This is a genomic window from Escherichia sp. XD33 (assembly GCF_019375075.1).
In the GTDB taxonomy this organism is placed as follows: domain Bacteria; phylum Pseudomonadota; class Gammaproteobacteria; order Enterobacterales; family Enterobacteriaceae; genus Enterobacter; species Enterobacter flexneri_A.
Map to the genome: position 1 here is coordinate 1 of NZ_JAENDM010000005.1, position 23,800 is coordinate 23,800.

The window sequence follows — 23,800 nt, forward strand, 5'->3', positions numbered from 1 at the left end:
GAGGTCGTGGTATGGATGACGGATGGCTGGCCGCTGTATGAATCCCGCCTGAAGGGAAAGCTGCACGTAATCAGCAAGCGTTACACTCAGCGAATTGAGCGGCATAACCTGAATCTGAGACAACATCTGGCAAGGCTGGGACGGAAGTCACTGTCGTTCTCAAAATCGGTGGAGCTGCATGACAAAGTCATCGGGCATTATCTGAACATAAAACACTATCAATAAGTTGGAGTCATTACCAGCCGCGTGAATATATGACTACACTTTGTGGGAAAACAAAGGCGTAAACACGCGGGCTAATAACTATGATCCTCATAATTTATGCGCATCCGTATCCGCATCATTCCCATGCGAATAAACGGATGCTTGAACAGGCAAGGACGCTGGAAGGCGTCGAAATTCGCTCTCTTTATCAACTCTATCCTGACTTCAATATCGATATTGCCGCCGAGCAGGAGGCGCTGTCTCGCGCCGATCTGATCGTCTGGCAGCACCCGATGCAGTGGTACAGCATTCCTCCGCTCCTTAAACTTTGGATCGATAAAGTTTTCTCGCACGGCTGGGCTTACGGTCACGGCGGCACGGCGCTGCATGGCAAACATTTGCTGTGGGCGGTGACGACCGGCGGCGGGGAAAGCCATTTTGAAATTGGTGCGCATCCGGGTTTTGATGTGCTGTCGCAGCCGCTACAGGCGACGGCAATCTACTGCGGGCTGAACTGGCTGCCACCGTTTGCCATGCACTGCACCTTTATTTGTGACGACGAAACCCTCGAAGGGCAGGCGCGTCACTATAAGCAACGTCTGCTGGAATGGCAGGAGGCACATCATGGATAGCCATACGCTGATTCAGGCGCTGATTTATCTCGGTTCGGCAGCGCTGATTGTACCCATTGCGGTACGTCTTGGTCTGGGATCGGTACTTGGCTACCTGATCGCCGGCTGCATTATTGGCCCGTGGGGGCTGCGACTGGTGACCGATGCCGAATCTATCCTGCACTTTGCCGAGATTGGCGTGGTGCTGATGCTGTTTATTATCGGCCTCGAACTCGATCCACAAAGGCTGTGGAAGCTGCGTGCGGCAGTGTTCGGCGGTGGTGCATTACAGATGGTGATTTGCGGCGGCCTGCTGGGGCTGTTCTGCATGTTACTTGGGCTGCGCTGGCAGGTCGCGGAATTGATCGGCATGACGCTGGCGCTCTCATCAACGGCGATTGCCATGCAGGCGATGAATGAACGCAATCTGATGGTGACGCAAATGGGCCGCAGTGCCTTTGCGGTGCTGCTGTTCCAGGATATCGCGGCGATCCCGCTGGTGGCGATGATTCCGCTACTGGCGGCGAGCAGTGCCTCGACGACGATGGGCGCATTTGCTCTCTCGGCGTTAAAAGTGGCGGGTGCGCTGGTACTGGTGGTATTGCTGGGGCGCTATGTTACGCGTCCGGCGCTGCGTTTTGTTGCCCGCTCTGGCTTGCGGGAAGTGTTTAGTGCCGTGGCGTTATTCCTTGTGTTTGGCTTTGGTTTGCTGCTGGAAGAGGTCGGCTTGTCGATGGCGATGGGCGCGTTTCTGGCGGGCGTACTGCTGGCAAGCTCGGAATACCGTCATGCGCTGGAGAGCGATATCGAACCGTTTAAAGGTTTGCTGTTGGGGCTGTTTTTCATCGGTGTTGGCATGTCGATAGACTTTGGCACGCTGATTGAAAACCCATTGCGCATTGTCATTTTGCTGCTCGGTTTCCTCATCATCAAAATCGCCATGCTGTGGCTGATTGCCCGACCGTTGCAGGTGCCAAATAAACAGCGTCGCTGGTTTGCGGTGTTGTTAGGGCAGGGTAGTGAGTTTGCCTTTGTGGTGTTTGGTGCGGCGCAGATGGCGAATGTGCTGGAGCCGGAGTGGGCGAAATCGCTGACCCTGGCGGTGGCGCTGTCGATGGCAGCAACGCCGACTCTGCTGGTGATCCTCAATCGCCTTGAGCAATCTTCTACTGAGGAAGCGCGTGAAGCCGATGAGATCGATGAAGAACAGCCGCGGGTAATCATTGCCGGATTCGGTCGTTTTGGGCAGATCACCGGACGTTTACTGCTCTCCAGCGGGGTGAAAATGGTGGTGCTCGATCACGATCCGGACCATATCGAAACCTTGCGTAAATTTGGTATGAAAGTGTTTTATGGCGATGCCACGCGGATGGATTTACTGGAATCAGCCGGAGCGGCGAAAGCGGAAGTGCTGATTAACGCCATCGACGATCCGCAAACCAACCTGCAACTGACAGAGATGGTGAAAGAACATTTCCCGCATTTGCAGATTATTGCCCGCGCCCGCGATGTCGACCACTACATTCGTTTGCGTCAGGCAGGCGTTGAAAAGCCGGAGCGTGAAACCTTCGAAGGTGCGCTGAAAACCGGGCGTCTGGCACTGGAAAGTTTAGGTCTGGGGCCGTATGAAGCGCGAGAACGTGCCGATGTGTTCCGCCGCTTTAATATTCAGATGGTGGAAGAGATGGCAATGGTTGAGAACGACACCAAAGCCCGCGCGGCGGTCTATAAACGCACCAGCGCGATGTTAAGTGAGATCATTACCGAGGACCGCGAACATCTGTCATTAATTCAACGACATGGCTGGCAGGGAACAGAAGAAGGTAAACATACCGGCAACATGGCGGATGAACCGGAAACGAAACCCTCATCCTAATAAAGAGTGACGTAAATCACACTTTACAGCTAACTGTTTGTTTTTGTTTCATTGTAATGTGGCGAGTCCAGGGAGAGAGCGTGGACTCGCCAGCAGAATATAAAATTTTCCTCAACATCATCCTCGCACCAGTCGACGACGGTTTACGCTTTACGTATAGTGGCGACAATTTTTTTTATCGGGAAATCTCAATGATCAGTCTGATTGCGGCGTTAGCGGTAGATCGCGTTATCGGCATGGAAAACGCCATGCCGTGGAACCTGCCTGCCGATCTCGCCTGGTTTAAACGCAACACCTTAAATAAACCCGTGATTATGGGCCGCCATACCTGGGAATCCATAGGTCGTCCGCTGCCAGGACGCAAAAATATTATCCTCAGCAGTCAACCGGGTACGGACGATCGCGTAACGTGGGTGAAATCGGTTGATGAAGCCATCGCGGCGTGTGGTGACGTACCAGAAATCATGGTGATTGGCGGCGGTCGCGTTTATGAGCAGTTCCTGCCAAAAGCGCAAAAACTGTATCTGACGCATATCGACGCAGAAGTGGAAGGCGACACCCATTTCCCGGATTACGAGCCGGATGACTGGGAATCGGTATTCAGCGAATTCCACGACGCCGATGCGCAGAACTCTCACAGCTATTGCTTTGAGATTCTGGAGCGGCGGTAATTTTGTATAGAATTTACGGATAGTGCCGGATGCGACGCCGGTCGCGTCTTATCCGGCCTTCCTGTATCAGGCTGTGTTTAAGACGCCGCCGCTTCGCCCATATCCTTATGCCGGTTCGACGGCTGGACAAAATACTGTTTATCTTCCCAGCGCAGGCAGGTTAATGTACCACCCCAGCAGCAGCCGGTATCCAGCGCGTAAATACCTTCCGGCGTACCTTTGCCCTCCAGCGATGCCCAGTGACCAAAGGCGATGCTGTATTCTTCAGCGACAGGGCCAGGAATGGCAAACCACGGTTTCAGTGGGGCAGGGGCCTCTTCCGGCGATTCTTTGCTGTACATATCCAGTTGACCGTTCGGGAAGCAAAAACGCATACGGGTAAAGGCGTTGGTGATAAAACGCAGTCTTCCCAGCCCCCGCAATTCCGGTGACCAGTTATTTGGCATATCGCCGTACATGGCATCAAGGAAGAAGGGATAGGAGTCGCTCGACAGCACCGCTTCTACATCGCGCGCGCACTCTTTGGCGGTCTGTAGATCCCACTGTGGCGTTATCCCGGCGTGGGCCATCACCAACTTTTTCTCTTCGTCGATTTGCAGCAGAGGCTGGCGACGCAGCCAGTTAAGCAGCTCGTCGGCATCCGGCGCTTCCAGCAGCGGTGTCAGGCGATCTTTCGGTTTATTGCGGCTGATCCCGGCAAATACCGCCAGCAGATGCAGATCGTGATTGCCCAGCACCAGACGTACGCTGTCGCCTAAGGATTTCACATAGCGCAGAACATCCAGCGAACCCGGGCCGCGCGCGACCAGATCGCCCGTCAGCCAGAGGGTATCTTTCCCAGGGGTAAATTCTACTTTATGCAGCAATGCGATCAGTTCATCGTAACAACCATGAACGTCGCCAATAAGGTATGTCGCCATATTCTTTTAATGAATGAGTGTGGGAACGGCGAGTCGGAATACGGGAATGTCGATGCTGAAAGGGACGCCATTTTCATCGATCATTTCGTAGTGACCCTGCATGGTGCCCAGCGGGGTTTCAATGATTGCACCGCTGGTGTACTGGTACTCTTCGCCAGGCGCGATAAGTGGCTGGACGCCAACCACTCCTTCGCCCTGGACTTCGGTTTCACGGCCATTGCCATTGGTGATCAGCCAGTAACGCCCCAACAACTGCACTGGCGCTCGCCCCAGATTGCGTATGGTTACGGTATAAGCAAAAACGTAACGTTCATTATCAGGTGAAGATTGTGCCTCAATGTAGACGCTTTGAACCTGAATACACACTCGGGGCGAATTGATCATCGTTAACTCTCCTGCAAAGGCGCGTTCTCCGCCAGATAGTTCGCCATCTGGCAATATTGCGCGACAGAGATATTTTCCGCTCGCATCGCCGGGTCGATCCCCATTCCCGTTAACACCTCGACGCTAAACAGGTTGCCGAGGCTGTTACGAATGGTTTTACGACGCTGGTTAAAGGCTTCGGTGGTGATGCGGCTCAACACACGAACATCTTTAACCGGGTGAGGCATCGTTGCATGAGGAACCAGGCGCACGACGGCGGAATCCACTTTGGGTGGTGGTGTAAAGGCTGACGGCGGTACTTCCAGTACCGGGATCACATTGCAATAGTATTGCGCCATGACGCTTAATCGACCATACGCTTTGCTGTTCGGTCCTGCAACCAGACGATTCACCACCTCTTTTTGCAACATAAAGTGCATGTCGGCAATGGCATCAGTATAGCTAAACAGATGGAACATCAACGGCGTGGAGATGTTATAAGGCAGGTTGCCGAAAACACGCAGCGGCTGACCCATTTTCTCGGCCAGTTCGCCAAAGTTAAAGGTCATCGCATCCTGCTGATAAATCGTCAGTTTCGGGCCTAAGAAAGGATGCGTTTGCAGACGTGCCGCCAGATCGCGGTCAAGTTCGATGACCGTCAGCTGGTCCAGACGTTCGCCGACCGGTTCGGTCAATGCCGCCAGACCGGGGCCGATTTCGACCATCGCCTGGCCCTTTTGCGGGTTAATGGCAGAAACAATGCTGTCGATCACGAACTGATCGTTGAGAAAGTTTTGCCCGAAGCGTTTACGGGCTAAGTGGCCCTGGTGGACTCGATTATTCATTGGGTGTTAACAATCATTTTGATGGCGAGATTAAGCGCCGTAATAAAACTGCCGACATCGGCTTTACCACGTCCCGCCAGTTCAAGCGCGGTGCCGTGGTCCACTGATGTGCGAATAAAGGGTAGGCCCAGCGTAATGTTCACACCGCGCCCGAAGCCCTGGTATTTTAGCACGGGAAGACCCTGATCGTGGTACATCGCCAGCACGGCATCGGCGTTATCGAGATATTTCGGCTGAAACAGGGTATCGGCAGGCAGCGGGCCGTTGAGTTTCATCCCCTGCGCCCGCAGCTCATTGAGCACCGGAATAATGGTGTCTATCTCTTCCGTACCCATATGACCGCCTTCGCCCGCGTGCGGATTCAGCCCGCAGACCAGAATGCGCGGTTCGGCAATACCAAATTTGGTCCGTAAATCGTGATGCAAAATAGCAATAACTTCGTGCAAAAGTGCAGGGGTGATAGCGTCTGCGATATCGCGCAGCGGTAAATGCGTCGTTGCCAGCGCCACGCGAAGTTCTTCGGTCGCCAGCATCATCACCACTTTTTTCGCCTGCGAACGCTCTTCGAAAAACTCGGTATGACCGGTAAACGGAATGCCAGCGTCGTTAATGACGCCTTTATGCACGGGGCCTGTGATCAGCGCAGCAAATTCACCGTTCAGACAGCCATCACACGCTCTCGCCAGCGTTTCCACCACGTAATGCCCATTTTCAATCGCTAACTGCCCCGCAGTGACAGATTCGCGTAGCGCAACAGGAAGTAGCGTTAATGTGCCCGCAGTTTGCGGTTGTGCAGGGGAGTTGGGGGAATAAGGGCGGAGGGTGAGCGGCAAACCGAGCATCGCTGCCCGGTCGGTAAGGAGAGTGGCATCGGCACAAACAACCAGTTCGACCGGCCACTCACGCTGTGCAAGCTGGACAACTAAGTCCGGGCCAATCCCGGCGGGCTCGCCGGGAGTGATCACAACACGTTGGGTTTTAACCATTAGTTGCTCAGGATTTTTACGTAGGCGCTGGCACGTTGTTCCTGCATCCAGCTTGCTGCTTCTTCCGAGAACTTACGGTTCATCAGCATGCGGTATGCACGATCTTTCTGCGCAGCGTCGGTTTTATCGACATTACGGGTATCCAGCAGTTCGATTAAATGCCAGCCGAATGAAGAGTGAACCGGTGCACTCATTTGACCTTTGTTCAGGCGGGTCAGGGCGTCACGGAAAGCCGGATCGAAAATATCTGGTGTAGCCCAGCCGAGATCGCCGCCCTGGTTAGCAGAACCTGGATCCTGAGAGAACTCTTTCGCTGCGGCAGCAAAAGTCGTTTTACCACTCTTGATATCAGCAGCAATCTGTTCCAGTTTCACACGGGCCTGTTCGTCAGTCATGATCGGCGACGGTTTCAGCAGAATATGGCGAGCATGAACTTCGGTCACCGAGATATTTTTGCTTTCGCCGCGCAGGTCGTTAACTTTCAGAATATGGAAGCCAACGCCGGAACGAATCGGGCCAACAATGTCGCCTTTCTTCGCGGTGCTTAATGCCTGGGCGAAGATCCCCGGCAACTCCTGAATACGGCCCCAGCCCATCTGGCCGCCGTTCAGCGCCTGCTGGTCGGCAGAATGAGCAATCGCCAGCTTACCGAAATCAGCGCCGTTACGCGCCTGATCGACAATGGCGCGCGCCTGGCTTTCCGCTTCGTTCACTTGATCAGAGGTCGGGTTTTCCGGCAGCGGGATCAGGATGTGGCTCAGGTTCAGCTCAGTGCTGGCGTCGTTTTGGTTACCCACCTGCTGCGCCAGGGATTCGACTTCCTGCGGCAGGATGGTGATGCGACGACGCACCTCGTTGTTACGCACTTCAGAGATAATCATCTCTTTGCGGATCTGGTTACGATAGGTGTTGTAGTTCAGACCATCGTAAGCCAGACGGCTGCGCATCTGATCCAGCGTCATGTTGTTCTGTTTCGCGATGTTAGCAATCGCCTGATCCAGCTGCTCATCGGAGATTTTCACTCCCATTTTCTGCCCCATCTGCAGGATGATTTGATCCATGATCAAACGTTCCATGATTTGGTGGCGCAGCGTCGCGTCATCAGGAAGCTGCTGCCTTGCCTGAGCAGCGTTCAGTTTTACCGACTGCATTAATCCATCAACGTCGCTTTCCAGCACGACGCCGTTATTGACGACGGCTGCGACTTTATCGACTACCTGGGGGGCAGCGAAACTGGTATTCGCGATCATGGCGATACCGAGAAGCAGCGTTTTCCAGTTCTTCATACTTTTTCCATTTCAATTAACCGCACTGCGGATTACGTGGTAAATCAACAAATCACAAAGTGTTTTGATACGGCAGAATGTTCGAACGCAGCATCTCTTGCGTACCCAGACCGTAGTTGGAGCTCAGGCCGCGAAGTTCGATGTTAAAGCCGATTGCGTTGTCATATACCGCATGTTGTTTATCGTTATCCCAACCGTTCAGCTTCCGCTCGTAACCGACGCGAATTGCATAGCAGCAGGAGCTGTATTGCACACCTAACATAGAGTCGGCTTGCTTGTTCGCATTGGTGTCGTAGTAGTAGGCCCCAACAATGGACCAACGATCGGCAATTGGCCAGCTGGCGACAGCACCTACCTGCGAAATACCATTCTTATATTGCTCAGCAGTGGAATAGTACTTAGGCAGCGTAGCCTGAATATATTCCGGGCTGGCGTAACGGTAATTCAGCTGTACCAGACGGTCTTCATCCCGACGGTATTCAATGCTGGAGTTACTGGTCGCTACGTTATCCAGACGTGTATCGTACTGAATCCCGCCACGCAATCCCCAACGCTCGGAGATACGCCAGTAAGTATCGCCTGCCCACACCAGTGAGCCCGTTTTGTCGTCATTCTCCCATGTTATGTTGTCATCGCCAGTGCGAGACTCCGTGAAATAGTAGATTTGACCAACGGAAATATTAAAACGTTCAACGGCAGCATCATCATATATGCGAGATGTGACACCGGTCGTCACCTGGTTAGCGGAGGCAATACGGTCAAGACCGCCGTAAGTCCGGTCCCGGAACAGGCCAGAGTAGTCAGATTGCAGTAGAGACGAGTCGTAGTTATAGATGTCGCTCTGATCGCGATACGGCACGTACAAATACTGCGCGCGCGGTTCCAGCGTTTGGGTATAACCCGGAGCCAGCATTTCCATATCGCGTTCAAAGACCATTTTGCCGTCAACTTTGAATTGCGGCATTACGCGGTTAACGGATTCGTCCAGCTTGGTCGTGTTTCTGGAGTTATACCAGTCAAGATTAGTTTGCTGATAATGGGTTGCCAGCAACTTCGCTTCGGTATTGATGCTGCCCCAGTTATTAGAGAGCGGCAAATTGATGGTCGGTTCCAGGTGAACACGGGTTGCTTCAGGCATGTCGTCTCTGGTGTTAACAAAGTGCACTGCCTGGCCGTAAATACGCGTATCAAACGGACCAACATCATTCTGGTAGTAGTTAACGTCTAACTGCGGCTCTGCCGAGTAGCTACTGGTATTCTGCTCGCTGAAGACCTGGAACTGCTTGGTTGAAACGGTGGCATTGAAGTTTTGCACCGCATAGCCAACGCTGAATTTTTGCGTTGCGTAGCCGTCAGTACTGGAACCGTACTTGTTATCGAAATCATTGAAGTAGCTAGGATCGCTGACCTTGGTGTAGTCGACGTTGAAACGCCACACTTGATCCATGACCCCGGAGTGGTTCCAGTAGAATAACCAACGACGTGAACTATCATCGTTCGGGTGTTCATCTTCATAGACTTTATCTGAAGGCAGATAGTCCAGTTCCATCAAGCCAGCGCCCGCCTGGGAGAGGTAGCGGAATTCGTTCTCCCACATGATGTTGCCACGACGATGCATATAATGCGGCGTGATGGTGGCATCCATATTTGGCGCGATGTTCCAGTAATATGGCAGGTAGAACTCGAAGTAGTTGGTGGTGGTGTACTTGGCGTTCGGGATCAAGAAACCAGAACGACGTTTGTCACCCACCGGCAACTGCAAATAGGGGCTATAAAAGATCGGTACCGGACCCACCTTAAAGCGGGCGTTCCAGATCTCCGCAACTTGTTCTTCGCGGTCATGAATAATTTCGCTACCTACCACGCTCCAGGTGTCAGAACCCGGCAGACAGGAGGTAAAGCTACCGTTATCCAGAATGGTATAGCGGTTTTCGCCACGTTGTTTCATCAGGTCCGCTTTACCGCGACCCTGGCGACCCACCATCTGGTAATCACCTTCCCAGACGTTGGTATCTTTGGTGTTCAGATTCGCCCAGCCTTTCGGCCCTTTGAGGATCACCTGGTTATCGTCGTAATGGACATTACCGAGCGCATCAACGGTACGTACCGGCTCCGGTTGTCCTGGTGCCTCTTTTTGATGGAGCTGCACTTCGTCGGCCTGCAGACGGCTGTTACCCTGCATGATATCCACGCTGCCAGTAAACACGGCGTCATCCGGGTAGTCCCCTTTCGCGTGGTCAGCATTGATAGTCACGGGTAAGTCATTGGTATCGCCCTGTACCAGAGGACGGTCATAGCTTGGCACGCCCAACATGCACTGTGAGGCGAGGTCGGCTGCCAGTCCCTGTTGACTATAAAGGGCGGTGGCAATCATGGTGGCCAGGAGAGTGGGGATACGTTTTTTCATACGTTGATTTTATTGTTCCATCATCGGTAACGTTGCGCGTGACAAACGGTCAGAGACTAACGTACTCGTCATCTCTACGCTAGTGTTAATCCTGTCCGAATAGCGTCAGTGGTGTTAGGCACGGCATTGAATGACAGGTATGATAATGCAAATTATAGGCGATGTCCCACAATTGACCGCAGCCGGAAAACGGTAAAAGCACCTTTATATTGTGGGAGATAGCCCTGATATCCGTGTGTCGATTTGGGGAATATATGCAGTATTGGGGAAAAATCATTGGCGTGGCCGTGGCCTTACTGATGGGCGGCGGCTTTTGGGGCGTAGTGTTAGGCCTGTTAATTGGCCATATGTTTGATAAAGCCCGTAGCCGTAAAATGGCGTGGTTCGCCAACCAGCGTGAGCGTCAGGCGCTGTTTTTTGCCACCACTTTTGAAGTGATGGGGCATTTAACCAAATCCAAAGGTCGCGTCACGGAGGCTGATATTCATATCGCCAGCCAGTTGATGGACCGAATGAATCTTCATGGCGCTTCCCGTACTGCGGCGCAAAATGCGTTCCGGGTGGGAAAATCAGACAATTACCCGCTGCGCGAAAAGATGCGCCAGTTTCGCAGTGTCTGCTTTGGTCGTTTTGACTTAATTCGTATGTTTCTGGAGATCCAGATTCAGGCGGCGTTTGCTGATGGTTCACTGCACCCGAATGAACGGGCGGTGCTGTATGTCATTGCAGAAGAATTAGGGATCTCCCGCGCTCAGTTTGACCAGTTTTTGCGCATGATGCAGGGCGGTGCACAGTTTGGCGGCGGTTATCAGCAGCAAACTGGCGGTGGTAACTGGCAGCAAGCGCAGCGTGGCCCAACGCTGGAAGATGCCTGTAATGTGCTGGGCGTGAAGCCGACGGATGATGCGACCACCATCAAACGTGCCTACCGTAAGCTGATGAGTGAACACCATCCCGATAAGCTGGTGGCGAAAGGTTTGCCGCCTGAGATGATGGAGATGGCGAAGCAGAAAGCGCAGGAAATTCAGCAGGCATATGAGCTGATAAAGCAGCAGAAAGGGTTTAAATAAGTTTTAAACTGTAGGCCTGATAAGACGCGGCCCGCGTCGCATCAGGCAATCGGCGCACAATTGCCGGATGCGGCGTGAACGCCTTATCCGCCTACCGAACTGCGCCAGCGTGACGATTAAAAATCCGCTGGCGCTTTAAACGTCATACTATTGCCATACGCCGGATGGGTAATCGTCAACATCTCTGCATGTAGCAACAAACGCGGTGCCATCGCTCTCGCTTCTGGTGATGCATAAAAACGATCGCCGAGAATCGGATGACCCAGCGCCAGCATATGCACACGCAATTGATGCGAACGCCCGGTAATCGGTTTTAACACCACTCTTGCCGTGTTATCCGCCGCATACTCCACCACTTCATATTCCGTCTGCGCAGGTTTACCCGTTTCGTAACAGACTTTCTGTTTCGGGCGGTTTGGCCAGTCGCAAATCAGCGGCAGATCCACCAGACCTTCTGCGGGGGATGGATGCCCCCAGACGCGGGCCACATACTGCTTTTTCGGCTCGCGCTCGCGGAACTGGCGTTTTAACTCCCGCTCCGCGGCTTTGGTCAGCGCCACTACAATCACGCCGCTGGTAGCCATATCCAGACGATGCACCGATTCTGCCTGCGGATAATCACGCTGAATGCGCGTCATCACGCTGTCTTTGTGCTCTTCCAGACGACCCGGCACTGACAACAAACCGCTCGGCTTGTTGACCACCATAATATGGTCATCCTGATACAGGATAACCAACCAGGGTTCCTGCGGTGGATTGTAGTTTTCCATCCCCATTTTCGGCTCCGTTACTGATGCGTTACAACGATCAAACGCAGGGCATCCAGACGCCAACCTGCCTGATCCAGGCTTTCCATTACCTGCTGACGGTTGCTCTCAATGGCGGTCAGTTCGTCGTCACGAATGTTCGGGTTCACTGCACGCAGAGCTTCCAGACGAGACAGCTCGGCAGACAGTTTTTCGTCGGCTTCGTTACGCGCTGCATCAATCAATGCACGGGCAGATTTCTCGATCTGCGCTTCACCCAGTTGAAGGATAGCGTGAACATCCTGCTGCACGGCGTTAACCAGTTTGCTGCCGGTGTGACGGTTAACCGCGTTAAGCTGGCGGTTAAAGGTTTCAAACTCTACCTGCGCCGCCAGGTTGTTGCCGTTTTTATCCAGCAGCATACGTACCGGCGTCGGTGGCAGGAAGCGGTTGAGCTGCAACTGCTTCGGAGCCTGGGCTTCAACCACATAAATCAGTTCCACCAACAGCGTACCTACCGGCAACGCTTTGTTTTTTAACAGTGAAATCGTGCTGCTACCGGTATCGCCAGAAAGGATCAGATCCAGACCGTTGCGGATCAGCGGATGCTCCCAGGTAATAAACTGTGCATCTTCACGCGCCAGCGCCACTTCACGATCAAAGGTGATGGTGATGCCATCTTCCGACAGGCCAGGGAAGTCCGGCACCAGCATATGATCGGACGGCGTCAGCACGATCATGTTGTCGCCGCGATCGTCCTGATTGATACCGATAATATCGAACAGGTTCATGGCGAAGGCGATCAGGTTGGTATCGTCATCCTGCTCTTCAATGCTTTCTGCCAGTGCCTGGGCTTTTTCGCCACCGTTGGAGTGGATTTCCAGCAGGCGGTCACGACCCTGTTCCAGCTGTGCTTTCAGCGCTTCATGTTGCTCGCGGCAGTTTTTGATCAGATCGTCAAAGCCTTCGGTTTGATCCGGTGAAGCCAGATAGTTAATCAGATCGTTGTATACGCTATCGTAAATAGTGCGTCCGGTCGGGCAGGTGTGCTCAAATGCATCCAGACCTTCGTGATACCAGCGCACCAGCACCGACTGAGCGGTTTTCTCCAGATAAGGCACATGGATCTGAATATCGTGCGCCTGGCCGATACGATCCAGACGACCAATACGCTGCTCCAGTAGATCCGGGTTGAATGGCAGGTCAAACATCACCATGTGGCTGGCGAACTGGAAGTTACGTCCTTCAGAACCGATTTCTGAGCACAGCAGTACCTGTGCGCCGGTGTCTTCTTCGGCAAACCAGGCGGCAGCGCGGTCACGTTCGATAATCGACATACCTTCGTGGAACACCGCAGCGCGAATACCTTCACGTTCGCGCAGTACCTGCTCCAGTTGCAGCGCAGTGGCAGCTTTGGCGCAGATCACCAGCACTTTCTGAGAGCGATGGCTGGTCAGGTAGCCCATCAGCCACTCAACGCGCGGATCGAAGTTCCACCAGGTGGCGTTATCACCTTCAAATTCCTGATAAATACGCTCCGGGTAGAGCATATCGCGAGCACGATCTTCCGCACTTTTACGTGCGCCCATAATGCCGGAGACTTTAATAGCCGTCTGATACTGCGTCGGTAGCGGCAGCTTAATGGTGTGCAGCTCGCGTTTCGGGAATCCTTTCACACCGTTACGCGTGTTACGGAACAGCACGCGGCTGGTGCCGTGGCGATCCATCAGCATCGAAACCAGCTCCTGACGGGCGCTCTGGGCATCTTCGCTGTCGCTGTTTGCTGCCTGCAACAGCGGCTCGATATCCTGCTCGCCGATCATCTCGCCGAGCATGTTCAGTTCGTCATTGCTCAGTTTGTTACCTGCCAGCAGCATGGCAACGGCGTCCGCAACCGGACGATAATTTTTCTGCTCTTCAACGAACTGCGCAAAATCGTGGAAACGGTTCGGGTCCAGCAGACGCAGACGGGCGAAGTGGCTTTCCATCCCCAGCTGTTCCGGGGTCGCGGTCAGCAGCAGAACGCCCGGCACGTGCTCTGCCAGTTGTTCAATGGCCTGATATTCACGGCTTGGCGCATCTTCGCTCCACACCAGGTGATGCGCTTCATCGACCACCAGCAGGTCCCATTCGGCTTCACAGAGATGTTCCAGGCGCTGTTTGCTACGACGGGCAAAATCCAGCGAGCAAATCACCAGCTGTTCGGTGTCAAACGGGTTGTAAGCATCGTGCTGAGCTTCGGCATAACGCTCATCATCAAATAGCGCAAAGCGCAGGTTGAAACGGCGCAGCATTTCTACCAGCCACTGATGCTGTAAGGTTTCCGGGACGATAATTAGCACACGTTCAGCAGCGCCAGAGAGCAGTTGCTGATGCAGGATCATCCCGGCTTCAATGGTTTTCCCTAAACCCACTTCGTCAGCCAGCAGGACGCGCGGCGCGTGGCGGCGACCAACATCATGAGCGATGTTGAGCTGATGCGGGATCAGGCTGGTACGCTGACCGCGCAGGCCGCTGTACGGCATACGGAACTGTTCGCTGGAATATTTACGCGCGCGATAACGCAGCGCAAAGCGGTCCATACGGTCAATCTGCCCGGCAAACAGACGGTCCTGCGGTTTGCTGAACACCAGTTTGCTATCAAGGAAAACTTCACGCAGGGCTACGCCGGACTCTTCAGTATCCAGGCGAGTACCGATATAGGTCAGCAAGCCATTTTCTTCTTTTACTTCTTCGACTTGCATCTGCCAGCCGTCATGGCTGGTAATGGTATCACCAGGGTTGAACATCACGCGGGTCACGGGGGAATCACTGCGTGCGTACAGACGGTTTTCACCAGTAGATGGGAAAAGTAAAGTGACAGTTCGCGCATCCACCGCGACAACGGTTCCAAGTCCCAATTCGCTTTCTGTATCGCTGATCCAGCGTTGACCAAGTGTAAAAGGCATATGTGTTCGGCTCTATATCTTTAATTGCAGGCAATAACCACCCGCTACCGTGCTTATGAGGTAGTGGTGTTATTCAGGTCCAGGAATGGAAAGGGCGCTATGGTACTGGATGGCAAAGCATTCGTCACGCATCAAAATGGTATCTGGCGAACTCTTTTTTTTGCTCAAAATAGCCCAAGTTGCCCGGTCATAAGTGTAGCAAAATTATCCTCAATAAAAGGGAGTATTCCCTCCGCCACGGGTTGTAGCTGGCGGGTCAGATAGTGTTCGTAATCCAGTGGTGAACGTTGGTAGTCCAGCGGCTCCGGGCCGTTGGTGGTCCATACGTACTTAATGGTGCCGCGATTCTGATATTGCAAGGGGCGACCACGCTTTTGGTTTTCTTCATCGGCAAGGCGAGCGGCGCGTACATGAGGCGGCACATTACGCTGATACTCGCTCAGCGGACGGCGAAGGCGTTTACGGTAAACCAGTCGCGCATCCAGTTCACCCGCCATCAGTTTGTCGATGGTTTCGCGTACATATTCCTGATATGGCTCGTTGCGGAAGATGCGCAGGTATAGCTCCTGCTGAAACTGCTGGGCCAGCGGCGTCCAGTCGGTGCGCACGGTTTCCAGCCCTTTAAACACCATCCGCTGCTTGTCGCCCTCCTGAATCAGTCCGGCATAACGCTTTTTACTGCCGGTATCGGCTCCGCGAATGGTTGGCATCAGAAAACGGCAGAAATGGGTTTCATACTCCAGTTCTAATGCGCTGGTCAGCCGTTGTTTTTGCAGCGTTTCCGCCCACCAGGCGTTAACGTGCTGCACCAGTGCACGACCGATTTTCGCCGCTTCTTCTTCCGAATGTGCGCCTTTCAGCCAGACAAACGTTGAGTCGGTATCGCCGTAGATAACGTCGTAGCCCTGTGCTTCAATCAACGCTTTGGTTTGCCGCATGATCTGATGACCACGCATGGTGATCGACGATGCCAGCCGCGGATCGAAGAAGCGGCAGGCGGTGGTGCCGAGCACGCCATAAAAGGCATTCATGATGATTTTCAGCGCCTGCGACAGCGGTTTGTTACCCTGGCGTTTGGCTTCATCGCGCCCGTGCCAGATGTTAGTCACAATCTCCGGCAGGCAATGTTTTTCTCGCGAGAACCAGGCATCGAGAAAACCTTCGGTACTGTGCTCTGGATCAGGCTGCGCCATGCCTTCCACCAGCCCGACGGGATCAATCAGAAAGGTGCGGATGATCGACGGGTACAGGCTTTTATAGTCCAGCACCAGCACTGAATCATAAAGCCCTGGCCGTGAATCCATCACGTAGCCGCCAGGGCTGGCGTGCGGCGGCACTTCGCCGAGATTAGGCGCGACATAACCAGCGCGATGCATTCGCGGAAAATAGAGATGACCAAATGCCGCCACCGAACCGCCGTGTCGGTCCACCGGCAGGCCGTTCACCGTTGCCCGTTCGAGTAAAAATGGCATGATTTCAGTTTTGTGGAAGATCTGCGTCACCAGCTCGCAATCTTTCAGGTTATAAGTTGCCAGCGCAGGTTTATCTTCGGCGAAACGGCGGTCAATTTCGTCCATTCGATCCCACGGGTTATCGATAGATTTTCCTTCGCCTAATAGCTCCTGAGCGACAGTTTCCAGCGAGAATGAAGAGAAATTCCAGAACGCGGATTTCAGCGCCTCGATACCGTCGATAATTAGCCGACCTTTAGCCTGGGCAAAAAAGACGCCGTTTTTAAAGCCGTGCTCGCGCCACTCCAGCTCGCTATTATCGCGCCCAAGACGCAGCGGAAGACGGTAACGCTCGGCATGTTTTTGCAGCATTCGCAGATCGAACTGCACCACGTTCCAACCGATGATCACATCAGGATCGTAGTTGGCAAACCAGGCGTTGAGTTTTTCCAGCAACTGCGGGCGGCTGGCGACGTATTCCAGTTCGAAATCAAGCGAGGAGGCGTCGCCATTCTCCGGCCCCAGCATATAAACGATGCGCTGCCCGCAGCCTTCCAGGCCGATGCAGTACAGCTCACCGTGGCGGGTGGTTTCAATATCTATAGAAACCCACTTGAGCGGCGGACGATAGTCGGGATGCGGTTTCAGACGGGCATTAACGATAGTGCCATTGTGCATATCACCCTCGACCCACACCGGTGAGGTGATAAACCGCTCCATCAGATAGCGTTCTGGCGGACGCACATCGGCCTCGTAGACGGTAACGCCACCTTCACGCAGGCGCTTTTCGTAATTCATCAATTGGCGATGGGCGCGACAGTAAAGGCCATACACCGGCTGGCGGTGAAAATCCTTTAACGCCAGCGGTGTCAGGCGAAAGCCTTGTTCACCTTGCAAAATATGCTGAGCGCGGGGAACCTGATCGGCGGGAATAAACGCCACGGACTCTTGCGGTGCAAGCGTAACCTGCAACGGCCCGTTGTCCGTCGCCAGCCAGAAGGAGACTTCTGTCCCTTGCGGGGTGTCCCGCCAGTGTCGGGTTAAGATAAAACCTGCCTGCGCCACGCTGAAAATCCATCAAAAAACCAGGCTTGAGTATAGCCTGGTTTCGTTTGATTGGCTGTGGTTTTATACAGTCATTACTGCCCGTAATATGCCTTCGCGCCATGCTTACGCAGATAGTGTTTATCCAGCAGCGTTTGCTGCATATCCGGTAACTGCGGCGCTAACTGACGGCAGAATATCCCCATATAAGCGACCTCTTCCAGCACGATGGCGTTATGCACCGCATCTTCGGCATTTTTGCCCCATGCAAACGGGCCGTGGGAATGGACCAGAACGCCGGGCATTTGCGCTGCATCGATACCCTGTTTTTCAAAGGTTTCTACGATGACGTTACCGGTTTCCCACTCATATTCGCCGTTGATTTCTGCGTCGGTCATTTTGCGGGTGCAGGGAATGGTGCCGTAGAAATAGTCGGCGTGGGTGGTGCCGGTTGCTGGAATCGACTGACCCGCCTGCGCCCAGATGGTGGCGTGGCGCGAGTGCGTATGCACAATGCCGCCAATGGAGGGGAATGCCTGATAGAGCAGCCGGTGAGTTGGCGTGTCGGAGGAGGGCTTTTTCGTACCTTCAACCACTTCACCGGTTTCGATGCTAACCACGACCATATCGTCAGCGGTCATGACGCTGTAATCGACGCCGGAAGGTTTGATCACAAAGACGCCGCGCTCGCGATCAACGGCGCTGACGTTGCCCCATGTGAGCGTGACCAGGTTGTGTTTTGGCAGCGCCAGGTTGGCTTCTAATACCTGGCGTTTGAGATCTTCTAACATGTTGACTCCTTCGTGCCGGATGCGCTTTGCTTATCCGGCCTACAAAATCGCAGCGTGTAGGCCTGATAAGACGCGCCAGCGTCGCATCAGGCGTTGAATGCCGGATGCGCTTTGCTTATCCGGCCTACAAAATCGGAACGCGTAGGCCTGATAAGACGCGCCAGCGTCGCATCAGGCGTTGAATGCCGGATGCGGTTTGCTTATCCGGCCTACAAAATCGCAACGTGTAGGCCTGATAAGACGCGCCAGCATCGCATCAGGCGTTACATACCTGATGCGGCTACTTAGCGACGAAATCCGTAATACACTTCGTTCCAGCGCAGTGCGTCTTTAAACGCTGGCAGGCGGGTGTCGTTATCAATCACCGTGATTTCAATGTCGTGCATCTCGGCGAACTGGCGCATATCGTTGAGGTTCAGCGCATGGCTGAAGACGGTATGGTGCGCGCCACCAGCGAGGATCCACGCTTCGGAAGCAGTTGGCAGATCCGGTTGCGCTTTCCACAGCGCATTCGCCACCGGCAGTTTCGGCAGGGAGTGCGGTGTTTTCACCGTGTCGATACAGTTAACCAGCAGACGGTAACGATCGCCGAGATCAATCAGGCTGGCGACAATCGCTGGACCGGTTTGGGTATTGAAGATCAGTCGGGCAGGATCGTCCTTACCACCAATACCGAGATGCTGAACGTCGAGGATCGGTTTCTCTTCTACGGCAATCGACGGGCAGACTTCCAGCATATGGGAGCCGAGCACCAGGTCATTACCTTTCTCGAAGTGATAGGTGTAGTCCTCCATAAAGGAGGTGCCGCCCTGCAGACCGGTTGACATCACCTTCATGATGCGAAGCAGGGCGGCGGTTTTCCAGTCGCCTTCGCCCGCAAAGCCGTAACCCTGCTGCATCAGACGCTGTACGGCCAGACCTGGAAGCTGTTTCAGACCGTGCAAATCTTCAAAGGTGGTGGTGAACGCGTGGAAGCCACCTTGTTCCAGGAAACGCTTCATCCCCAGCTCAATACGCGCCGCTTCCAGCACGTTCTGTCGTTTTTCGCCGTGGATTTGTGTTGCAGGCGTCATGGTGTAGCAGCTTTCGTACTCATCGACCAGCGCGTTAACATCGCCGTCGCTGATGGAGTTCACCACCTGCACCAGATCGCCAACCGCCCAGGTATTGACGGAGAAACCGAACTTGATCTGTGCGGCAACTTTATCACCATCGGTGACCGCCACTTCACGCATGTTATCGCCAAAACGGCAGACTTTCAGATGACGGGTATCCTGTTTAGAAACCGCCTGACGCATCCAGGAGCCGATACGCTCATGGGCTTGTTTATCCTGCCAGTGACCGGTAACGACGGCATGTTGCTGACGCATACGCGCGCCAATGAAGCCGAACTCGCGACCGCCATGTGCAGTCTGGTTCAGGTTCATAAAGTCCATATCGATACTGTCCCACGGCAGCGCCGCGTTGAACTGGGTGTGGAATTGCAGCAACGGTTTGTTGAGCATGGTCAGGCCGTTGATCCACATTTTGGCCGGGGAGAAGGTGTGCAGCCACACCACCAGACCAGCGCAACGATCGTCGTAATTCGCGTCGCGGCAAATAGCGGTGATTTCATCCGGCGTGGTGCCCAGCGGTTTCAACACCAGTTTGCAGGGCAGTTTCGCTTCCGTATTCAGCGCATTAACAACGTGCTCGGCATGTTGGGTGACCTGACGCAGGGTTTCCGGGCCATACAGATGCTGGCTGCCAATGACAAACCACACTTCATAATTATCAAAAATCGTCATTATCGTGTCCTTATAGAGTCGCAACGGCCTGGGCAGCCTGTGCCGGGGCGGAAGTTGGAAGATAGTGTTGTTCGGCGCTCATCGCCCATTGCTGATAGCGGCGATAAAGCTGTTCAAAGCGTTGTGCCTGTTCGCTGCGCGGTTGCAGGGTTTTCTCTACCGCACTGGCCATTTTTTGCTGGGCTGATGGGATGTCTGCGTGCACTTTCGCGGCGACGGCAGCAAAAATCGCCGCACCGAGCGCACAGCACTGGTCAGAGGCAACAATTTGCAGCGGGCGATTCAGCACGTCGCAGCAGGCCTGCATAATGACCTGGTTTTTCCGCGCGATGCCGCCCAGCGCCATCACGTTATTGACGGCGATCCCCTGATCGGTAAAGCACTCCATGATTGCGCGTGCGCCAAAGGCGGTGGCAGCAATCAAACCACCGAACAGCAGCGGAGCGTCGGTAGCGAGGTTAAGATCGGTAATCACCCCTTTCAGGCGTTGGTTAGCGTTTGGCGAGCGACGACCGTTAAACCAGTCGAGCACCACCGGCAGGTGATCCAGAGACGGATTTTTGGCCCATGCTTCGGTCAGCGCCGGAAGCAGTTGTTTCTGGCTGGCGTTGATTTGCGCTTTCAGTTCCGGATGCTGGGCGGCAAGCTGTTCCAGCGGCCAGCTGAGTACGCGACCGAACCAGGCGTAGATATCACCAAACGCCGATTGGCCTGCTTCCAGACCGATAAATCCAGGCACCACGCTGCCATCAACCTGACCGCAAATACCTTTAACTGCCCGCTCGCCAACGCTCTGTTTGTCGGCAATCAGAATGTCGCAGGTGGAAGTACCGATAACTTTTACCAGTGCGTTAGGCTGTGCGCCTGCGCCAACTGCGCCCATATGGCAGTCAAACGCGCCGCCGGAAATCACCACGCTTTCAGGCAGGCCGAGACGCTGCGCCCATTCCGGGCATAAGGTGCCCACCGGAATATCGGCAGTCCAGGTGTCAGTGAACAGCGGGGAAGGCAAATGGCGATTGAGGATCGGGTCCAGCTCATCAAAGAAACTGGCTGGCGGCAAGCCGCCCCAGCTTTCGTGCCACAGAGATTTATGCCCGGCGCTGCAACGTCCGCGACGAATATCCTGCGGGCGAGTGGTACCGGAAAGCAGAGCTGGCACCCAGTCGCACAGCTCAATCCACGATGCGGCAGATTGCGCCACGGCGCTGTCCTGGCGAGTCACATGCAGGATTTTTGCCCAGAACCATTCGCTGGAATAAATACCGCCAATATAGCGGGAGTAGTCAACATTGCCCGGCGCGTGGCACAAACGGGTAATCTCTTCCGCTTCTTCAACCGCAGTGTGGTCTTTCCACAATACGAACATCGCGTTCGGGTTTTCGGCAAACTCCGGGCGCAGCGCCAGCACGTTACCGTCGGCATCAATCGGTGCGGGCGTCGAGCCGGTACTGTCAACGCCAATCCCGACCACAGCTGCGCGCTGTTCGACGCTAAGCTCTGCAAGCACGGTTTTCAGTGCCGCTTCCATTGACTCAATGTAGTCACGCGGATGATGACGGAACTGGTTATTCGGGGCATCACAAAATTGCCCTTTTTGCCAACGGGGATACCACTCTACGCTGGTGGCGATCTCTTCACCGCTGGCGCAGTCCACCGCCAAAGCTCGCACAGAATCACTGCCAAAATCGAGGCCAATTGCAATCGCCATCGTTTCACTCCATCCAAAAAAACGGGTATGGAGAAACAGTAGAGAGTTGCGATAAAAAGCGTCAGGTAGGATCCGCTAATCTTATGGATAAAAATGCTATAGCATAGCAAAGTGTGACGCCGTGCAAATAATCAATGTGGACTTTTCTGCCGTGATTATAGACACTTTTGTTACGCGTTTTTGTCATGGCTTTGGTCCCGCTTTGTTACAGAATGCTTTTAATAAGCGGGGTTACCGGTTGGGTTAGCGAGAAGAGCCAGTAAAAGACGCAGTGACGGCAATGTCTGATGCAATATGGACAATTGGTTTCTTCTCTGAATGGCGGGAGTATGAAAAGTATGGCTGAAGCGCAAAATGATCCCCTGCTGCCGGGATACTCGTTTAATGCCCATCTGGTGGCGGGTTTAACGCCGATTGAGGCCAACGGTTATCTCGATTTTTTTATCGACCGACCGCTGGGAATGAAAGGTTATATTCTCAATCTCACCATTCGCGGTCAGGGGGTGGTGAAAAATCAGGGACGAGAATTTGTTTGCCGACCGGGTGATATTTTGCTGTTCCCGCCAGGAGAGATTCATCACTACGGTCGTCATCCGGAGGCTCGCGAATGGTATCACCAGTGGGTTTACTTTCGTCCGCGCGCCTACTGGCATGAATGGCTTAACTGGCCGTCAATATTTGCCAATACGGGGTTCTTTCGCCCGGATGAAGCGCACCAGCCGCATTTCAGCGACCTGTTTGGGCAAATCATTAACGCCGGGCAAGGGGAAGGGCGCTATTCGGAGCTGCTGGCGATAAATCTGCTTGAGCAATTGTTACTGCGGCGCATGGAAGCGATTAACGAGTCGCTCCATCCACCGATGGATAATCGGGTACGCGAGGCTTGTCAGTACATCAGCGATCACCTGGCAGACAGCAATTTTGATATCGCCAGCGTCGCACAGCATGTTTGCTTGTCGCCGTCGCGTCTGTCACATCTTTTCCGCCAGCAGTTAGGGATTAGCGTCTTAAGCTGGCGCGAGGACCAACGTATCAGCCAGGCGAAGCTGCTTTTGAGCACCACCCGGATGCCTATCGCCACCGTCGGTCGCAATGTTGGTTTTGACGATCAACTCTATTTCTCGCGGGTATTTAAAAAATGCACCGGGGCCAGCCCGAGCGAGTTCCGTGCCGGTTGTGAAGAAAAAGTGAATGATGTAGCCGTCAAGTTGTCATAATTGGTAACGAATCAGACAATTGACGGCTTGACGGAGTAGCATAGGGTTTGCAGAATCCCTGCTTCGTCCATTTGACAGGCACATTATGCAAGCATTGCTGGAACACTTTATTACCCAATCTACCGTGTATTCATTGATGGCGGTGGTGTTGGTGGCCTTTCTGGAGTCGCTGGCGCTGGTCGGTTTGATTCTACCCGGTACGGTGCTGATGGCGGGGCTGGGAGCGCTGATTGGCAGCGGCGAGTTAAGTTTCTGGCACGCCTGGCTGGCAGGGATTGTCGGTTGTCTGCTGGGCGACTGGATCTCCTTCTGGCTGGGCTGGCGTTTTAAAAAGCCGTTGCATCGCTGGTCATTTCTGAAGAAAAACAAAGCATTACTCGATAAAACTGAACATGCGTTGCATCAACACAGCATGTTCACCATTCTGGTCGGTCGCTTTGTTGGCCCGACGCGTCCGCTGGTGCCAATGGTGGCGGGAATGCTGGATCTGCCGGTGGCAAAATTCATTACGCCGAATATTATCGGCTGCCTGCTGTGGCCACCGTTTTACTTCCTGCCTGGGATTCTGGCGGGCGCGGCGATCGATATTCCAGCCGGAATGCAGAGCGGCGAGTTTAAATGGTTGCTGCTGGCGACGGCGGTATTTTTGTGGGTTGGTGGCTGGCTGTGCTGGCGGTTATGGCGCAGCGGTAAAGCAACCGATCGTTTAAGTCATTATTTGTCGCGCGGCCGTTTGTTGTGGCTGACGCCGTTGATTTCTGCCATCGGCGTGGTGGCGCTGGTGGTGTTAATTCGCCACCCGTTGATGCCGGTGTATATCGATATTTTGCGTAAAGTGGTTGGGGTTTAGGGGATTGTCTTGTGCG

General features: G+C 54.0%; 19 protein-coding genes. 7 read left to right on the forward strand and 12 right to left on the reverse strand.

The annotated features are described in order from the left end of the window. The 4 genes from K0778_RS04700 to folA form a co-directional block, all read left to right on the forward strand. Positions 1 to 225, forward strand: a 225-nt coding sequence (locus K0778_RS04700; RefSeq protein WP_024169623.1) for an IS1 family transposase, incomplete at its 5' end; no start/stop codon positions are given. Between the two features lie 80 nt (positions 226 to 305). Then, the gene (kefF, locus tag K0778_RS04705; protein ID WP_000600725.1) at positions 306 to 836 is read left to right on the forward strand and encodes a glutathione-regulated potassium-efflux system oxidoreductase KefF; all 531 of its coding nucleotides are present in this window, start codon (positions 306 to 308) and stop codon (positions 834 to 836) included. Continuing rightward, complete coding sequence (kefC, locus tag K0778_RS04710; protein WP_001619101.1) at positions 829 to 2,691, forward strand: glutathione-regulated potassium-efflux system protein KefC; 1,863 nt, start codon at positions 829 to 831, stop codon at positions 2,689 to 2,691. The genes kefF and kefC overlap by 8 nt, the downstream gene beginning before the upstream one ends. A gap of 191 nt (positions 2,692 to 2,882) precedes the next feature. After that, positions 2,883 to 3,362: a type 3 dihydrofolate reductase gene (folA, locus tag K0778_RS04715; protein ID WP_000624375.1), complete on the forward strand. Its 480-nt coding sequence runs from the start codon at positions 2,883 to 2,885 to the stop codon at positions 3,360 to 3,362. A 77-nt stretch (positions 3,363 to 3,439) separates the two neighbouring features. Here the strand turns inward: folA and apaH are convergent, their stop codons facing one another. The 6 genes from apaH to lptD are packed head-to-tail and all read right to left on the reverse strand — an operon-like array spanning position 3,440 to position 10,169. Next, a complete protein-coding gene (apaH, locus tag K0778_RS04720) occupies positions 3,440 to 4,282 on the reverse strand; it encodes a bis(5'-nucleosyl)-tetraphosphatase (symmetrical) ApaH (protein WP_000257194.1) in 843 nt (280 codons plus the stop codon). A gap of 6 nt (positions 4,283 to 4,288) precedes the next feature. Beyond that, positions 4,289 to 4,666, reverse strand: coding sequence for a Co2+/Mg2+ efflux protein ApaG (gene apaG, locus K0778_RS04725; RefSeq protein ID WP_000610901.1), 378 nt, complete (start codon positions 4,664 to 4,666; stop codon positions 4,289 to 4,291). Positions 4,667 to 4,668: 2 nt separating this feature from the next. After that, positions 4,669 to 5,490: a 16S rRNA (adenine(1518)-N(6)/adenine(1519)-N(6))-dimethyltransferase RsmA gene (gene rsmA / locus K0778_RS04730; RefSeq protein WP_001065381.1), complete on the reverse strand. Its 822-nt coding sequence runs from the start codon at positions 5,488 to 5,490 to the stop codon at positions 4,669 to 4,671. Beyond that, positions 5,487 to 6,476: a 4-hydroxythreonine-4-phosphate dehydrogenase PdxA gene (pdxA, locus tag K0778_RS04735; RefSeq protein ID WP_001619102.1), complete on the reverse strand. Its 990-nt coding sequence runs from the start codon at positions 6,474 to 6,476 to the stop codon at positions 5,487 to 5,489. The genes rsmA and pdxA overlap by 4 nt, the downstream gene beginning before the upstream one ends. After that, complete coding sequence (surA, locus tag K0778_RS04740) at positions 6,476 to 7,762, reverse strand: peptidylprolyl isomerase SurA (RefSeq protein WP_000800457.1); 1,287 nt, start codon at positions 7,760 to 7,762, stop codon at positions 6,476 to 6,478. Before surA ends, pdxA begins: the two co-directional genes overlap by 1 nt. 52 nt (positions 7,763 to 7,814) lie before the next feature. Further along, on the reverse strand, positions 7,815 to 10,169 hold the full coding sequence (gene lptD / locus K0778_RS04745) for an LPS assembly protein LptD (protein WP_000746151.1): 2,355 nt from the start codon (positions 10,167 to 10,169) through the stop codon (positions 7,815 to 7,817). A 254-nt stretch (positions 10,170 to 10,423) separates the two neighbouring features. Here lptD and djlA point away from each other — a divergent pair, with 254 nt between their 5' ends. Beyond that, positions 10,424 to 11,239 carry a co-chaperone DjlA gene (djlA, locus tag K0778_RS04750; RefSeq protein ID WP_001200579.1) on the forward strand — a complete coding sequence of 272 codons (816 nt, stop codon included), beginning with the start codon at positions 10,424 to 10,426 and terminating at the stop codon, positions 11,237 to 11,239. A gap of 116 nt (positions 11,240 to 11,355) precedes the next feature. On the opposite strand, the gene rluA is transcribed toward djlA, so the two are convergent. The 6 genes from rluA to araB form a co-directional block, all read right to left on the reverse strand. Next, positions 11,356 to 12,015 carry a bifunctional tRNA pseudouridine(32) synthase/23S rRNA pseudouridine(746) synthase RluA gene (gene rluA, locus K0778_RS04755; RefSeq protein ID WP_000525176.1) on the reverse strand — a complete coding sequence of 220 codons (660 nt, stop codon included), beginning with the start codon at positions 12,013 to 12,015 and terminating at the stop codon, positions 11,356 to 11,358. 11 nt (positions 12,016 to 12,026) lie between these two features. Continuing rightward, on the reverse strand, positions 12,027 to 14,933 hold the full coding sequence (gene rapA, locus K0778_RS04760; protein ID WP_001117011.1) for an RNA polymerase-associated protein RapA: 2,907 nt from the start codon (positions 14,931 to 14,933) through the stop codon (positions 12,027 to 12,029). Positions 14,934 to 15,097: 164 nt separating this feature from the next. Further along, positions 15,098 to 17,449: a DNA polymerase II gene (gene polB / locus K0778_RS04765; RefSeq protein WP_000035670.1), complete on the reverse strand. Its 2,352-nt coding sequence runs from the start codon at positions 17,447 to 17,449 to the stop codon at positions 15,098 to 15,100. A 74-nt stretch (positions 17,450 to 17,523) separates the two neighbouring features. Next, the gene (araD, locus tag K0778_RS04770) at positions 17,524 to 18,219 is read right to left on the reverse strand and encodes an L-ribulose-5-phosphate 4-epimerase (RefSeq protein WP_000888666.1); all 696 of its coding nucleotides are present in this window, start codon (positions 18,217 to 18,219) and stop codon (positions 17,524 to 17,526) included. 284 nt (positions 18,220 to 18,503) lie between these two features. Continuing rightward, positions 18,504 to 20,006, reverse strand: coding sequence for an L-arabinose isomerase (araA, locus tag K0778_RS04775; protein ID WP_000151734.1), 1,503 nt, complete (start codon positions 20,004 to 20,006; stop codon positions 18,504 to 18,506). 10 nt (positions 20,007 to 20,016) lie between these two features. After that, a complete protein-coding gene (gene araB / locus K0778_RS04780; protein WP_000951777.1) occupies positions 20,017 to 21,717 on the reverse strand; it encodes a ribulokinase in 1,701 nt (566 codons plus the stop codon). Positions 21,718 to 22,055: 338 nt separating this feature from the next. Here araB and araC point away from each other — a divergent pair, with 338 nt between their 5' ends. After that, entirely contained in the window at positions 22,056 to 22,934 is an 879-nt protein-coding gene (gene araC, locus K0778_RS04785) for an arabinose operon transcriptional regulator AraC (RefSeq protein WP_001300811.1), read from the forward strand. 85 nt (positions 22,935 to 23,019) lie between these two features. Beyond that, on the forward strand, positions 23,020 to 23,784 hold the full coding sequence (locus tag K0778_RS04790) for a DedA family protein (RefSeq protein WP_001148403.1): 765 nt from the start codon (positions 23,020 to 23,022) through the stop codon (positions 23,782 to 23,784). The last annotated feature ends 16 nt before the right edge of the window (positions 23,785 to 23,800 follow it).